Below are 15,787 nucleotides of genomic sequence, written 5' to 3'. Positions count from 1 at the left end.
TGTTACGCTTATCGGTTAGTATATGGCAAGTAGGGCAGTAGAAAGTAATAAACTTTCAGGTTTGCACAGAGCCAAAGCGTTGTATTTTGTTTTTAATTTATTCATTCTTAAAAGCCAAATCAACGATTTGGCGGTATTTGATAATAGCACTAACTTTCGTAAACCACCGAACTCCCTATTTGCTATATACCGTGTTAGCTGTTGCCTTTTATTCATTTTTCAATTGGGTTAGATCAGTCAGTTGCTTTCCTTCATATTTCCATAGGTTTCCTTTTCTTCCACCAAACCATAAATCCCCATTCTTGTCTTCGATAATTGTTCGGATTGCGACTTCGGATAATTCTTGGATTGGTATAAATTTTCCATTTTCAAGATAACACACGCCACTTCTATCACTTCCAAACCACATTACTCCACTTTTAGTTTGGTAAATGACATCTATATTGTTACTACACAAACCATTACTTTCATTAAAGTTCGTGAAGTTCTTTCCATCAAACTTATCCAATCCGCCATTCCTATTACCATTAGTTCCAATCCAAATATTTCCTTCATTGTCTTGAAAGAGATTACGAACCATATTATCGCTTAATCCATCTTCACTTTTTAAATCCTTAAATGTCTCTCCATCAAAACGAGTTATTCCTCCATTGCTCATAGAAGCAAACCAAATATTACCGTTTTTGTCCTCCATGACACTCTGTATAACATTGTGATGAAGACTGTCTTCATATTTTCTGCCTTTATCAGCCAAAATATTCTCAAATGTATTTCCGTCATATTTATAAGCACCACCACCAGAAGTGCTAATCCAAAATATCCCGTCTTTATCTTGGATTATAGAATTTGCTTGGTTTGGGTTGATAGTTGGGTAAATGTCTTTATACCAATCGCTACTGGTGTCAATATATGGAAGCGAAATTTGAGTAAACGTATTGCTATTGTATTTGCACAAACCTTTATTAGTTGCCAACCAAATTATTCCTTTATCATCTTCTATGATGCTCCATATTTGGTTAGTGCATAGTCCATTACTTTCATTAAAGTTTGAAAATTTTTCTCCATCATATTTGTAAAGTCCTTCAGTTGATGTTCCAAACCATAAGTCTCCATTTTTATCTAATAGACTACTAGTAATAATGTCAGCATTAGTATAAACTTTAGATTCTTTTATTTCAACAGGTTTATTTTTCTGTCCGTTGCAAGAAGTAAATAAAAGTGGAAATAGTATTGGAAGAAGAAATTTCATTTTGATGTTCATTTTGGTTGCAGCTAATGGTAAAGATATCGTTCCGTTTCAATGAACTATATCATACGATAAGCGAAGTTATAATTTTAAATATTGAAAGTCAATGCTTTATAAAAAGTATAAAATCAAAGTTATTAACAAGGAAATAAAAAAGCGAACCTATAATAGATTCGCTTTTAAAATATTTTAGTTTTTAATGATGGGATTCCTTTTTTTAAGGGAATTCATTAGATATGCAAAGCTCTATCATCTGTGGCAGCTAAAGCTGCTTCTTTAATAGCCTCAGTAAATGTTGGATGTGCATGAGACATACGTGATACATCTTCTGCAGAAGCTCTATATTCCATAGCAACAACTGCCTCAGCAATCATATCAGCAGCTCTAGCACCAACCATGTGTACGCCTAAAATCTCATCAGTCGTTTTATCTGCAAGGATTTTTACAAATCCGTCTAAATCCATACTTGCTCTACTTCTACCTAAAGCACGCATTGGGAATTGACCAACTTTATAGTTGATTCCAGCATCTTTTAATTCTTCTTCTGTTTTACCAACAGCCGCAACTTCTGGCCATGTGTAAACCACGCCTGGAATTAAATTATAATCGATATGCGGTTTTTGTCCTGCAATAGTTTCAGCAACAAACACACCTTCTTCTTCAGCTTTATGCGCAAGCATTGCGCCTTTAATAACATCTCCAATTGCATAAATGTTTGAAACGCTTGTTTGTAAATGGTCATTCACTTCCACTTGTCCTCTATCATTTAGCTTTACTCCAGCAGCTTCTGCGTTTAAACCATCTGTATAAGGACGACGACCTACTGATACTAAACAATAATCTCCTTTAAACTCTACTTCTTCTCCTTTTTTATTATCAGCTTTTACAATTACTTCATCTCCAACTCTTTCAACAGACTTTACTTTGTGAGACGCATTAATTTTGAATTTCTGTTTTTTAAGCACTTTATTTAACTCTCTTGATAACCCAGAATCCATCGTTGGGATAATACGATCCATATATTCAACTACAGAGACTTCTGCTCCTAAACGCTTATACACTTGACCAAGTTCTAAACCAATAACACCTCCACCAATCACAATCATGTGCTTAGGGATTTCTTTTAGTTTTAAAGCTTCGGTTGAAGTGATAACTCGTTCTTTATCTATTTTTATAAATGGCAAGTTTGATGGTTTACTTCCAGTGGCTATGATGGTGTTTTTAGCCTCAATTTCTGTAGTTTCTTTTCCAGAAATAGTAATATGGGTAGCATCCTTAAAACTTCCTAAGCCTTCGTAAACATCGATTTTGTTTTTCTTCATCAAGAAATCAATGCCACCTGTAGTTTGATCTACAACAGATTGCTTACGTGCAATCATTTTTTCTAAATTCACTTTTATATCGCCTGGAATTTCTATTCCATGTTCCTCAAAATGCTTTACAGCATCTTCATAGTGGTGAGACGAGTCTAAAAGGGCTTTACTTGGTATACAACCAACATTTAAACAAGTACCACCAAGCGTTGAATATTTTTCAATAATTGCAGTTTTCATTCCAAGTTGTGCACAACGAATTGCTGCTACATAACCTCCAGGACCAGAACCAATAATGGCTACATCGTATGAGTTCATAAAATTTGTTTCTTTCTATTAAAAATCGAATACAAAAGTACAAACATATCCATTAATGACAATAAATATTGCTAGCTGATTTTTGTCTTTATATTTAAGAAAATAACAAAGAGAATTATTCTTCTATAACTGTAAAAGTTGAAGATAAAGAAACTGGATCTCCTTGTTCTGTAAACCCTTCTATTCTAATTTCAAATTCACCAGTATTGTCAGACGTAAAAAAGCTTATATCTTTTAAACTATTAGTTAGTTTTATATTGGGGTTCCAGTACAATTGCTTTCTATAGTCTGGGATTCTATTGTTTTCAATAAGTAAACTTCCTTCGTAAGATGTGTTTTTATATTGCTTAATTTTTTCTAAATCATACAATTCAAACTTATTTGCTATTGAATTAACAACCTTTCTATTAAAATCATTATTAATGGTCTGAAAAACGATAACACCATTAAAAATATCTGATCCCAAATAGTACTTACTTCTAATTATTTTTATTGTTTTTATGCTCTTAGCATTATAATAAACCAAAAGATTTGGATCTCTAATAATTATCCCATCTATAACTAGTAAAGGTGGTATGCTTTTATCGAATGATCCTTTTTGGTTTAAAATTGAAAACTGAAAATTGTCGTTTTGTGTTTTATAAATTTGTGCTTGATTAATTATTTCTACAAACACTTCTTTCATATCTGAAAACCTATTATAGTTATCCAAATCATATTCTAAATCGTAGGAATCATAGAATGGCAAATTCGATCCTTGAACTAATATTGAATCTGTTTTAGTAAATAAATAGGCATTATCTATTTGATTAAAAATACTCCTCTCTAAAACCTTTTTAACCTCGCTTTCATATATTACAAACTCTTTAAAGTTTAGTTTTTTATAATCTATTTTAAATAACGGCTCTATTTCTAGCTTGTAATCATCATCATCATTTTCAAATACCTTAGCATATAATTCATTCCTATTGTAGTGCTGATTCACATTCAAACTAAACTTTCCTTTACTGTCTGTTTTTACAATATTTATTAATCCTCCGCTTGGTATAGAAATCGCAATTTTTTTATTGGAAACATCCTGTGTGTCACTTTTAAGGGTTCCTTTAATAATTTCTCCTCTAATCTCTGGAAATTCAATAATCTTTTCCTGATAAATAGTATTGTGGTCAATACTACTTAATTGTTTTTTTCTATAAGTTTGAGCAGATATTAAAGGGGATGCTTCTAATTCGTTTACTTTATAAACAGAAACTGAAATGTTACTAAATATTTTTTTATCGTTAATAATACTAAATAACACTTCATCTCTTACGTTATAAATCTTTTTTTGCAGTTTTAATTCGAGATTTTTTGTTGAATTGGCTATTAATTCATTCTTAAGCTTTGTACTTAAAGAATCATTTTTTATAGTTGTTTCGTTTATTGCTTTATATGGATTTATAATTTTCAAATCGGCTTCAAAAAACTTATTTTCTTGGTTATTACTCATCCATAATGTGTATCCAATTAGTTTGTAATTTCCAGTAGGAACATCGCTTGGCAATAAGAAATCTCCATAACCCTGTCCTCTATTAAGCCTTATTTTATGCTTAAAAACTACTTGCTTATCCTTATCTACTAATTCTATATAACCTACTTTACTAATGTTTGAAAGCTTATTTGAAAAATTGTTTAGACTATAAAACTTATAATATAATGTCTCTCCAGAAAATAATATCGTTGAATTATAGTGTATATAAACACTTTCGGTTGGGAAATCTGTTTTAGATTGCGATAATTCTGTATTAGTTTGTGCTCTTAAATAAATACTAAGAAAGGCAAAACTAGTAACTAATATTATATTTTTAAATCTCATGATGCTATTATTCTATCCAAAAACTTGGGACTTCTGCTGCTCCTTCTCTAGTGCAATCTCCACAATTAGGTTGAGTTATTGTATATGGTCCTTCACCTTCGCCTTGAGGACTATTATTCTCAACATATTTATATTGTGAATTTTCTAAAAAGGGTAATAAACTACATTCACCTTCTTCCGCAATTGGTGGTGCAATTAAAATACATTCTTTTTCTGGTTTTTCTTCATCAGGAAAAATATCTTCAAAATTAAAGAACACTCTATTGGTAACTACCGAAGAAACTTCGAAAAAACCAATTACATTTTCGTTAGAATCAGTCTCTGAAAACATATTCCCTTGAACAAAACCTGTTTGCACTTGAGAAAAAATATTACCTTCTTGTATACTTTTATTTATCTTTTCGTAATAGGCATAAGCATTTCTAGATTGTACATACTGTTTTACCAATATACTATACCTATGCGCAATAATTAAATTGGTTATTGGAATAAATCTAACACTAAAATCCTCGACTCTATCTTCAGATAAGCTAATAGTGTTAGTTTGTATTATAGAATTGGATAAGGTTGTGTTGTAACAAACCTTTTGCTCTGTTTGTTTAGGTATTAGAGTAAAAGGTGCACCACAGCCAAATCCGCTAGGGACTATATCAAAAGGACTCCAGTTTGGTGCAATAATTTTATATGTTTCCTCATATTCATATCTGTAATACTTAGAGTTATTAGTTTCATCAAAACTACTAACTAAAATATCTACGCCTATAATGCCTTGATCATTGACTCTTCGAATTGGATTAATATTTATTGGTTTTTTTCCTGAAACTAGGCTTATCTCATCAGAATGGTATTTTCTACCATTACTAGTTACTACATGCAGTGAATAATTTCTTCCTTGAATAGCTGCAAATGGGTTTTGCGAAACATACTTACCAGGTTCAAGTTCTGAGAACATATATTGATTACCTAAATCATCTTTTACAATTACTTGTGCATTATTTTCTGGAGAAACATAGTGTTCATCAATTGGTGTCGTATTAGTAATACTTACTATTTGTTCTGTGTTTTCATCTGTAATAACAGCGTTAATTATTATAAGCTTTTCAAAGTTTTCAGACTCATATTCAAAAGGCTCTACACAACTACCAAGAAAGATTGTTATTGTAATAATTAATGCTTGTAAGCAGTGTTTATATGATTTCATAAAACTTATATTTAAAATTTTAAGTTATAAGTAATTGTTGGAATAGGTATTGAAAAAATAGATGCTTGCTTCGCATTAATCTCACCATCTTCTGTTACAAAAAACACAGAATAAGGATTGTTTCTTCCCAAAACATTATACACTGAAATATTCCAAAAACTATGTGCTAATTTGTTTGTTTTATGGTTTCCTTCTACATTAAAGCTTAAATCTAATCTATAGTAGTCAGGTATTCTAAATTTATTACGGTCACTATAAACTACTATCTCTTGTCCATTTTGGTAATAACTTCCTATGGGATAAGTAACTGGACGACCAGTTTGATAAACAAAATTCATTGATGCGCTAAATCGCTTAGTAAACTTAAAATTAGATACTAAACTAAAGTCATGTGGCTTATCAAAATTTGCAGGAAAATATCTTCCTTTATTTATAACCTCTTCAGGAAAAGGACTATCTAACTTTATTAGTGACTGTGAGTAAGTATAACCAATCCAACCATTTAAGTTTCCTTTACTCTTTTTTAATAGAAGTTCTAAACCATACGACTTTCCTTTACCTTGCAAAACTTCGGTTTCTAAAGTTGAATTCAATAATAATTCCGCACCAACTTTATAATCTAATACATTATTAGTGTTTTTGTAATAACCTTCTAAGCTTACTTCGTATAGATTATCATTAAAATTTGTAAATAAGCCTAGTGAATATTGTTGAGATTTTTGAGGTTCAATATTTAAGTCCGATAATTTCCATGTATCTATTGGAGAAGCAGTTGTATTATTAGATAATGTATGAATAAATTGGTACATATTACTATAACTTGCTTTTATAGAAATATCTGGTGTAATAAAATATCTTGCAGATACTCTTGCTTCTGGTCCACCATAAGTTTTAACCACTTCATTTTTACTATAATACAATGTGTCTTTAATTGTAGTAGTAGATTTGGGCTCGTCTTTTATATATGTTCGTTGAGCTATCTCTCCTAAAAAGGTATAATTAACATATCTAATTCCAGCATTTACTGCTAAATTATCTGTTATATTATATTTTGTAGAAATAAATGCGGCACTTTCTAAAGCTTTTTCTTTTGGTATAATAGTAGTTGCTACTATTGAAGTATTTCCCATTGGTTTCTTTTCTCCTGGATTGATATTATATAATTTACCTGATACGCCATAATCAAAACTTAAATTCTTATTATATAAATACTTGACTTTTAACTTTAACTCTGTTTCATTTAAGTTATAACCTAAATTAAAGTCATTAACTGCTTCTCCATCATATTCAATATTAAAAGAATAATTACTGTTCGTTAGTTGTAAGCTACCAGTGTTTTTCTTATTAATCTCAGTATTCCATTTAAGTGAAACCAATCTATTTTTATAACTAAATAATGAATCTGATGAAATACTAAAGTTATCCTTGCTAAAATAACCTGTAACGCTTAAATCATTTTTATCATTAATTTCATGATCATACTTGGCTATAAAATCATAAAATGACGCACTACTTTTGCTGATTTCTTTATCATCTAATAATTTTAACACCCAATTCGAATAAGCTCCTCTTGCTCCTACTAATAATGATGACTTTTCCTTAACAATTGGTATTTCTAATGAAACATTACTAGTTACAGGTCCTACTGATGCCTCACCAGTAATCTTTGATTTATCTGCTTTTTTTGTTTTTAAGTCAAATACAGAGGATAATCTACCTCCAAACTCCGCTGGAATATTTCCTTTATAAATATTTACTTCGCCAATACTAAACGGATTTAACGCTGAAAATAGTCCGAAAAAATGACTTGGATTATAAATAACTGCTCCATCCAATAGTATTAAGTTTTGGTCTTCTTTTCCTCCTCTAACATTATAACCAGAAGATCCTTCTCCAGCTTTTGAAATCCCTGGTAAAGTTGTGGCTACTTTTAAAATATCTCGTTCGCCAAGAACTAAAGGGATAGTTTTAATGTTTTTAACATCAAGTTTTGTTAATCCAGTTATAATTCCTCGTGTGTTTTCATCTACATCGGCTTCTATTAAAACTTCATCTAATTCTTCTAAATCTTCAAACAATTCAAAATCTAAATTCCCATCATTATAAATAAGAAGTCTTTTCTGTACTTTTTGAAAGCCTAAAGAGGTTATCTCCAAAATATGCTCTCCTAAAGGAAGCTCTAAACTATAAAAACCATTGCTATTTGTTGTTACTCCAGTACTGGTGCCAATTACACGTAAACTGACATTTGAAAGTGTAGTACCTGCCCCAAAATCTATTACTCTCCCGCTTAAAGTAAACACTTTTTTAGTTGATGTCTTATTTGCTCTACCTACTCTTACAGTTTCAATTTGTGTTGAGTTATTTGATTTTTTTTCATCAAAAAAAACAGGAACATCACTTGTAGCATCTATAGTTTTTATTTCTGAAGACTTCTTTCTTTTATTAAAACCTTCTGGAAGAGAATTATATACTACAATATTACCTGTTAAAATTATTTTTTTATCATCAGTAATATAAAAATTAGAATTTGTTGTTTTAAGAATCTCTTCAACTATATATGCAACTGTTTTATTGTTATAATTTCCGGAAATTCTTTTATTATCTAACCATTTACTGTGAAAGTAAAATCTATAAGAAGTTTGTTTTTCAATTCGACTAAAAACTTCCTCAATGGTTTCATTATCATAAGTTATAGATATTGTTTCAGTAGTCGATTGAGCTTTAGCTCCAATAACAAATAAGCAAAACAACATGGAAAGTAAAAATTTCTTCATCTAAAAAAACATAGAATTAATTTTGTAATAAATTTTCAATCTGTTTAAAAACATGTTTCATTTCTTTATTCCTCCAAGCTAATTGCACCCCTTCATCTTTATTAAACAAATTTTTTATTTTACTTTTAATATTTGGAAACAAATCATATAAATCTTTCTTGGTTTCTATAGTTGAATAGTTTGTGCCATATTCAATTACAAAAACATCATTTGCTTTAACAAATTCATGCCTTACTGTGTTGCTTCTTGTATTTGTTTTTGCAATAGTATACTTGCTATGTTTTCTATACAACTTAAAAGCACTATAAACATCTATTAGCTCAAAAAAACCACTTTCTCCTTTGAGCTTTAATCTCTCAAAATGTGTATTATGCAATCTAAAACTTTTAACTTCGTTACTTAAAAGCTGAATAATAGATGTTCTCTTTCCTTCATTAAATTTTACAATTACATTATCTTCAAAAATATTATACATCATTAAAACATTATAATAATCTTGATTTAGATAGTTTATATTTCCTTCAACGAAATAAGGAGATGTATAATATTTATGTGAATCTTTATACGCAAGTATCGTTTCAAAAACTTCAATACCGTTTACCAAATTTGTCTCAGTAATATCATTTTTTGAGTCAAACCAGACTAATAGTTCTTTTTCTAAATCACTTGTTTGTGCAACAGTTAAAGCCATTGGGAAAGTAGAAAGAAAAAAAGTTAAAAGGATACTTTTCATTAAAATTTAATTAGCCGTTAAATATAGAATAATACTATTGAAAAATCTTACAAGATTTAAAATAAATTTTGTTAAAATTTATCACCAAATATTTACACTTTATTGAAGAAGAATGCATAAACTATAGTATAATAATTAATATTTATCAACAATTATTTTACAAGACGAAAGTTATTGTATATTGTGGAACTATGATTTTTATTAAAAAGCAACGCTATTAATAAATATCAATAAATTTTTTAAAACATTACAAACATGGGGAGACCAGCAACAAAGCCTTTAGATTTAAGAGACGGATTTTACATTGAAATAAGAAACAGAGGATCTAAAACTGGTATAAAAATAAGAAGAGACAACGAAAAGCAAATGGAATTTGCCATTAAAGAATACGAAAAATCGAAAGATGTCATTGTTCTTGGTGAATATAAAAACGGTAAACTTTTAACTAAGGTAGGCTAGTATAAGCTTTATAGTGTGGAGCTATTTTATTCGCTTAGCTCCTATTCTATTTAAATATTCCTTTATTTTTAGACTAAATTTTGCTTTAATGCACCATGCATTTTAAGGTGAAGAGGCTAATTACTGCCCCATTCCCACACAAATCATGAAGGAAACCCAAGCATATTCCCCATACCAACAGTAAATAACCAACAACCATAAATAGCATGCTCTATACTGACTAAAAGTGTAGATTTAGTTTTAGAATAAGTTAATGCAAAAAGTAGCCCTCCAAAAAATGTCAATACCAACACTAGAGTATTTCTAAAAAAAATATGTCCAAGAGAAAATACAATAGCATTAATAAATATAAAAAGTATTTCACTACTAATTAGTTCTTTATATCTCTGAAAGAAAAACGTCCGATAAATTAATTCTTGAGGATACACTGAAAACAAACTATATATAAAAAGAATTAAAGCCCAGAGTTTTGGTTTAGCAATCAACACATTAAATAATGCTTCTTTTTCAGTAAAAAAGACGAAAAAGCTAGTTAATATTACTATTAGTAATAATTGAATAAACACCCTTTTAAAGAAAGATTTCCAATTCAAATTTGGAATAATTTTTAGCTTAAGTTTTTCAATTCTTATAAGCAATACAACAATATACGCAAAGCCAATTAACCCAATACTTATCTTAATCCAAGCATTAAAATGAAGTGTAAAAGCAATTGGAATGAGTATAAAAATTATAAAAAATTCTGAAAGCTTATAAAAAGCAGAAGACATACATTTATACGTTTATTGCTGTGGTGTATTTAACCTCATTAATCATAAATGCACTATGCGTACTACCAATATGATCTATAGTAGTAAGTTTTTTTACCATAAACTCTCTATAAGCCTCCATGTTTTCAACTAGAATTTTTAATAGATAGTCATAATCACCACTTATATGATAACATTCTGCAACCTCATTTAACTTTGCAACTTCTCTTTCAAATTTAACGACATAGTCCTTTGTGTGTTGCACCAATTTTATACTACAAAACACAACAAAAGATTTATTGATTTTTTCTTTATTTACTAAAGCTACATACTTCTTAATTACTCCAGCTTTTTCAAGCTTTTTAATACGTTCGTAAACTGCTGTAACAGAAAGCATTAACTTGTTAGATAGTTCTTTATTTGTTTGTTTACTATCCTCTTGCAATAATTCTAAAAGATTGTTATCAATAGCATCAAATTTCATAATCAATATTTTTTTCGGTATTATCTACTATATTAATGAAAATAATTAAAATAATTCAATTTTATCGATGTAGTGCAGATTTATTTTCTAAACTACATAGTTTTTGTTGATTATTATTCTGTAATTTAATAATTTCGCAGCCTCATAAAATACCAAATCATCATAACTATGCCTTTTAAACCCGCAAATAATATACAAGATTTACAATATTTTGGGGAATTTGGAGGAGTAAACCCTTCAATTTCAGACTCGTCTACATATACCTTTCTTTCTGCAAAAACGATGTTCGACACGTTCGAAGGAAATGCAGATGGGTGTTATTTATACTCACGTCACTCTTCTCCTTCTAACTTATATCTTGGAGAAGCCCTTGCTGCTATGGAAGGCACAGAAACAGCAACAGTAACTGCGTCTGGAATGGGTGCTATAACTCCAGTAATTATGCAACTTTGCGGTTCGGGAGATCATGTTATATCAAGCAGAACTATTTATGGAGGAACCTATGCTTTTTTAAAGAATTTCGCACCTCGATTCAATATAGAAACATCTTTTGTAGATATCACAAAACTAGATATTGTTGAAGCTGCAATAACTAAAAACACTAAGGTTATTTACTGCGAATCTGTGAGTAATCCTCTACTAGAAGTTGCAGACATAAAAGGTTTAGCTGAAATTGCTCAAAGGCACAATCTAAAACTAATAATAGATAATACTTTCTCTCCTTTATCAATTTCTCCAGTTAAATTAGGAGCTGACATTGTAGTACATAGCTTAACAAAATTCATCAACGGTTCATCAGATACAGTTGCAGGTGTTATTTGCGGAACTCAAGAATTTATCGACGATTTGAGAAACGTGAATGACGGTGCGTGTATGCTTTTAGGCTCTACTATGGATAGTTTACGTTCTGCTTCAGTACTAAAAAACTTAAGAACATTACACATTAGAATGCAACAGCATAGCCTTAACGCTTCCTATTTAGCTGAAAAATTTGAAGCTGATGGTCTAAAAACAGTATATCCAGGACTAAAATCACATCCTTCACATGAATTATTTAAGAGTATGATGCTTGACAAATATGGATTTGGAGGTATGCTTACGATTGATGTAGGATCTATTAACAAAGCCAATGAACTTATGGAAATGATGCAAGAAAAAAATCTTGGGTACCTAGCTGTAAGCTTAGGGTTTTATAAGACCTTATTCTCTGCTCCAGGGAGTTCAACATCATCTGAAATTCCAGATAAAGAACGAGAAGCCATGGGCTTAAGTGATGGCTTAATTCGTTTTTCTATTGGCTTAGATGCTGATATTGAGCGTACTTACAAGATGATGCGAGAATGTATGACAAAACTTAATATCCTTTAGTTAGAAGATTATTTTTTTCAAAAATAAATAGCAGCAAAATGAATGAAATCATTGCATTTGGAATATTATCATTTACTTCCTTTTTCACATTGATAAACCCTTTTGGGACGATGCCAATTTTTATGACTATGACTGTAGGTTTGGACCAAAGTCATAGAACAAAAACTGCAAAAAAAGCATCAATTGTATCTTTTATAACAATAATACTATTCGCATTTTCTGGTCAAGTTCTATTTAATTTTTTTGGTATTTCTGTTAATAGTTTTAGAATTGTTGGAGGTGTTATATTTTTTTTAATGGGAATGGATATGCTGCAAGCCAGATTAGGAAAAGTAAAACTAAAAGAGACCGAAATAAAAACTTATGTTAATGATATTTCTGTAACCCCACTAGCCATTCCAATGATTTGCGGACCTGGAGCCTTAACTAATGCCATAGTAATGATGGAGGATGCCAATACTATTGAAAAAAAAGCAGCTCTAATTTTTGCTGTATTAATAGTAATACTTCTTACGTATATTATTCTCTATAGTTCATCACGAATTATTAAAATTCTTGGAGAAACAGGAATTAATGTAATGATGAGGTTAATGGGACTTATTGTTATGGTTATAGCTGTCGAATTCTTTTTTAGTGGTCTTAAACCAATTATGCAAGAAATAATTAATTAATCCCTTTTATTCTTTTCCAGAAATAAGAAAAATCTTCGCTAGAAGGAGGCTTACCATCAAAAGGTAAAATATTATATCGTTCACCTTCTTTTTTCATCGTAAAACTAAAAATAGCATTGTTAGGATCATTTTGATCAAACGAAGGGTAACGTAAATCATTATACCTTAAAACACCGTCCTCTTTTTCAATAAGATTATAATAACCATTACTAAACCAAGCTAAGGTCTTTATATCTTTGTTTTCTGTTGAAGCTAAATGATGATTTTTAGGCAATTTATTCCATGTCTCAACTTTTGAAGACGTATCCAACAAAGAATAAAAACCTACATAATAATCTGTTTCAGTTTCTGCTACACCATACCATAAAACATTATTAAATATAGACGGTTGCGTTTGAAACCGTAAATATGATACTTCTTCAATTAGTAAAGACTCCTTGTAGATAGACGTTATATATACTTTATTAATAAGTGTAAACAACATATATACTGAACTAATTCCTAAACCTAGCTTCAACCATAATTTGCGTTTAAAAGCATTCCTTTTAAAAAACATTAAAACTATCATACAAATAAGAAAAGGAACAGTATACATTGGATCAACAACCGAAATATTGTTTATAGCTACTCGATAATTTGAAAAAGGCGTAAACAACTGTGTCCCATAAGGCGTGAAGCTATCTAAAATAGGATGTGTGAATAATGATAAAAAGAACAACCAAATCCAATCTTTTTGAGTTATTGTGTCCTTACGACAACCTTTATTATATAGTTTAAAAACTAACCAACCAAAAACAAAAGCGCCAATAATAGTAAACAATATAGAGTGCATAAAGCCTCTATGAAAGGCCATAATATCAATTTCATTATTGTAAATCCATCTACCAACAAATACATCTAAATCTGGAATGGTTCCGCCAATAGCACCAAAGAGCAATGCCTTGTTACCTATTTTTTTACCAAGAGTAGCTTCTCCACAAGCTGCACCTAAAACTATTTGTGTAAGTGAATCCATTTAGAATTCAACAAATGTACACAACAAAATCGATTTGGAAACCTCTTAGCAAAATCGTAACATTACAATGCAAAAAAACTAACAATACTTTTTATGAAAAGCCAAGACATTAAACCAAGACAACCACAAGATGAGCATATAGTTGAAAACGTAGAACTAAATATTTGGGAAGCACTTATTCCTGTGATTGCTTTAGTTGGTATGCTTGCATATAATATTTTTGTTTATGGTGATGATGCTCTAAGTGGAAGTAACCAATTTGTTTTACTACTTGGTGCTGCTGTTGCGGCAATTGTTGGTTTTTATAATAAGGTGTCTTACAAGCAAATGCTTGAAGAGGTTGCCGAAAATGTTAAATCTACCACAGGAGCGTTACTCATACTATTGATGGTTGGTGCATTGGCTGGAACATGGATGATTAGTGGGGTAATTCCAACTATGATATATTATGGATTGCAAATTTTAAATCCAACCATATTTTTAGCTGCTTGTGTTGTTATTTGTGCTATTATTTCTATAGCCACAGGGAGTTCATGGACAACCTCTGCAACAGTGGGTATTGCGCTAGTAGGAATTGGTGAAACACTAGGGATTTCAATGGGTATGACAGCTGGTGCTGTATTATCAGGCGCTTATTTTGGAGATAAAATGTCTCCTTTAAGCGACACCACAAACTTAGCCCCAGCAATGGCTGGAGGTGAACTATTTTCGCATATTAAATACATGTCCTTAACAACCATTCCAACAATAGTAATTACGTTGTTAATTTTTATAATTATAGGATTAAATTTAGATATTACAGGTACACCACAAATCCAAGATAAATTGGATGCCATTAGTGGCGCTTTTAATATAAGTCCTTGGCTGTTTTTGGTTCCGGTTCTAGTTATTGTTATGATTGTAAAAAAAACACCTCCACTTATTGCCTTGTTATTAGGTGCACTTTTTGGTGGTGTAGCTGCTCTAATAGCACAACCAGATATTGTCGTAAAAATTGCTGGTGCCGAGAATTTAACTTTTCAATCAGCTTACAGAGGGATTATGGATGCCATGACAGTAGATACCGCAGTTGAAACATCAAGTGCAGAATTAAACGATTTATTTACTGCTGGAGGAATGGCTGGAATGCTTGGTACCATTTGGTTAATCGTTTGCGCCATGGTATTTGGTGGTGTTATGGATGCGATAGGTGCCTTAGCAAGAATTACACAAGGTTTATTAAGTTTAGCGACTACTACTTTTGGTTTATTCGCTAGTACAGTAGCCAGTTGCTTAGCATTAAACGCAACAGCATCCGATCAATATTTAGCCTTAGTAGTTCCTGGTAAAATGTTTAAAAAGGCTTATGAAGATAGAGGTTTAGCTCCAGAAAATTTAAGTCGAACATTAGAAGATTCAGGAACAGTAACCTCAGTATTAGTCCCTTGGAATACTTGTGGTGCTTATCACTCTAAAGTACTCTTTGGATATGCTGGTGCAACTGCATATATACCTTATGCATTCTTTAGCATTATAAGCCCTTTTATGACCTTGATTTTCGCAGGCTTTTCTATTAAAATAAAGCAGCTTACTTCAAAATCAGAATAACCTATTGGTTC

The 15,787-nt window shown here is 30.7% G+C and carries 13 protein-coding genes; 4 read left to right on the top strand and 9 right to left on the bottom strand.

The annotated features are described in order from the left end of the window. Positions 1–208: 208 nt before the first annotated feature. From ABGB03_RS05940 to ABGB03_RS05915, 6 genes are all read right to left on the bottom strand, one after another. Positions 209–1,249 (bottom strand): two-component regulator propeller domain-containing protein, encoded by a 1,041-nt coding sequence (locus ABGB03_RS05940; RefSeq protein WP_347925666.1) that lies wholly within the window; start codon positions 1,247–1,249, stop codon positions 209–211. A 227-nt stretch (positions 1,250–1,476) separates the two neighbouring features. After that, a complete protein-coding gene (gene lpdA, locus ABGB03_RS05935) occupies positions 1,477–2,877 on the bottom strand; it encodes a dihydrolipoyl dehydrogenase (protein ID WP_347925664.1) in 1,401 nt (466 codons plus the stop codon). Positions 2,878–2,992: 115 nt separating this feature from the next. After that, positions 2,993–4,732: a hypothetical protein gene (locus tag ABGB03_RS05930; RefSeq protein ID WP_347925663.1), complete on the bottom strand. Its 1,740-nt coding sequence runs from the start codon at positions 4,730–4,732 to the stop codon at positions 2,993–2,995. 7 nt (positions 4,733–4,739) lie between these two features. Then, positions 4,740–5,933: a DUF4249 domain-containing protein gene (locus ABGB03_RS05925; RefSeq protein ID WP_347925662.1), complete on the bottom strand. Its 1,194-nt coding sequence runs from the start codon at positions 5,931–5,933 to the stop codon at positions 4,740–4,742. Positions 5,934–5,944: 11 nt separating this feature from the next. Then, positions 5,945–8,710 carry a carboxypeptidase-like regulatory domain-containing protein gene (locus tag ABGB03_RS05920; RefSeq protein ID WP_347925660.1) on the bottom strand — a complete coding sequence of 922 codons (2,766 nt, stop codon included), beginning with the start codon at positions 8,708–8,710 and terminating at the stop codon, positions 5,945–5,947. A 16-nt stretch (positions 8,711–8,726) separates the two neighbouring features. Continuing rightward, on the bottom strand, positions 8,727–9,443 hold the full coding sequence (locus ABGB03_RS05915) for a hypothetical protein (protein ID WP_347925658.1): 717 nt from the start codon (positions 9,441–9,443) through the stop codon (positions 8,727–8,729). Between the two features lie 255 nt (positions 9,444–9,698). Here ABGB03_RS05915 and ABGB03_RS05910 point away from each other — a divergent pair, with 255 nt between their 5' ends. Next, entirely contained in the window at positions 9,699–9,902 is a 204-nt protein-coding gene (locus ABGB03_RS05910) for a hypothetical protein (RefSeq protein WP_347925656.1), read from the top strand. A gap of 143 nt (positions 9,903–10,045) precedes the next feature. Here ABGB03_RS05910 and ABGB03_RS05905 read toward each other — a convergent pair whose 3' ends face one another. Continuing rightward, a complete protein-coding gene (locus ABGB03_RS05905) occupies positions 10,046–10,672 on the bottom strand; it encodes a CPBP family intramembrane glutamic endopeptidase (protein WP_347925654.1) in 627 nt (208 codons plus the stop codon). A gap of 4 nt (positions 10,673–10,676) precedes the next feature. Further along, positions 10,677–11,135, bottom strand: coding sequence for an Lrp/AsnC family transcriptional regulator (locus ABGB03_RS05900; protein WP_347925652.1), 459 nt, complete (start codon positions 11,133–11,135; stop codon positions 10,677–10,679). A gap of 168 nt (positions 11,136–11,303) precedes the next feature. On the opposite strand from ABGB03_RS05900, the gene ABGB03_RS05895 reads away from it, so the two are divergent. Both ABGB03_RS05895 and ABGB03_RS05890 read left to right on the top strand, forming a co-directional pair. Beyond that, positions 11,304–12,503 carry an aminotransferase class I/II-fold pyridoxal phosphate-dependent enzyme gene (locus ABGB03_RS05895; protein ID WP_347925650.1) on the top strand — a complete coding sequence of 400 codons (1,200 nt, stop codon included), beginning with the start codon at positions 11,304–11,306 and terminating at the stop codon, positions 12,501–12,503. A gap of 38 nt (positions 12,504–12,541) precedes the next feature. Then, on the top strand, positions 12,542–13,174 hold the full coding sequence (locus ABGB03_RS05890; protein WP_347925648.1) for a MarC family protein: 633 nt from the start codon (positions 12,542–12,544) through the stop codon (positions 13,172–13,174). Here ABGB03_RS05890 and ABGB03_RS05885 read toward each other — a convergent pair. Then, a complete protein-coding gene (locus ABGB03_RS05885) occupies positions 13,167–14,189 on the bottom strand; it encodes a metal-dependent hydrolase (RefSeq protein ID WP_347925647.1) in 1,023 nt (340 codons plus the stop codon). The genes ABGB03_RS05890 and ABGB03_RS05885 overlap by 8 nt on opposite strands. Positions 14,190–14,282: 93 nt before the next feature. Between ABGB03_RS05885 and nhaC the strand changes: the two genes are divergently transcribed. Next, complete coding sequence (gene nhaC / locus ABGB03_RS05880; RefSeq protein ID WP_347925645.1) at positions 14,283–15,776, top strand: Na+/H+ antiporter NhaC; 1,494 nt, start codon at positions 14,283–14,285, stop codon at positions 15,774–15,776. The last annotated feature ends 11 nt before the right edge of the window (positions 15,777–15,787 follow it).

Origin of the sequence: Pontimicrobium sp. SW4 (genome assembly GCF_039954625.1) — a bacterium.
Classification (GTDB): Bacteria; Bacteroidota; Bacteroidia; order Flavobacteriales; family Flavobacteriaceae; genus Pontimicrobium.
The sequence above is the reverse complement of the archived record's forward strand: the minus strand, read 5'-3'. Positions and strand labels throughout refer to the sequence as shown.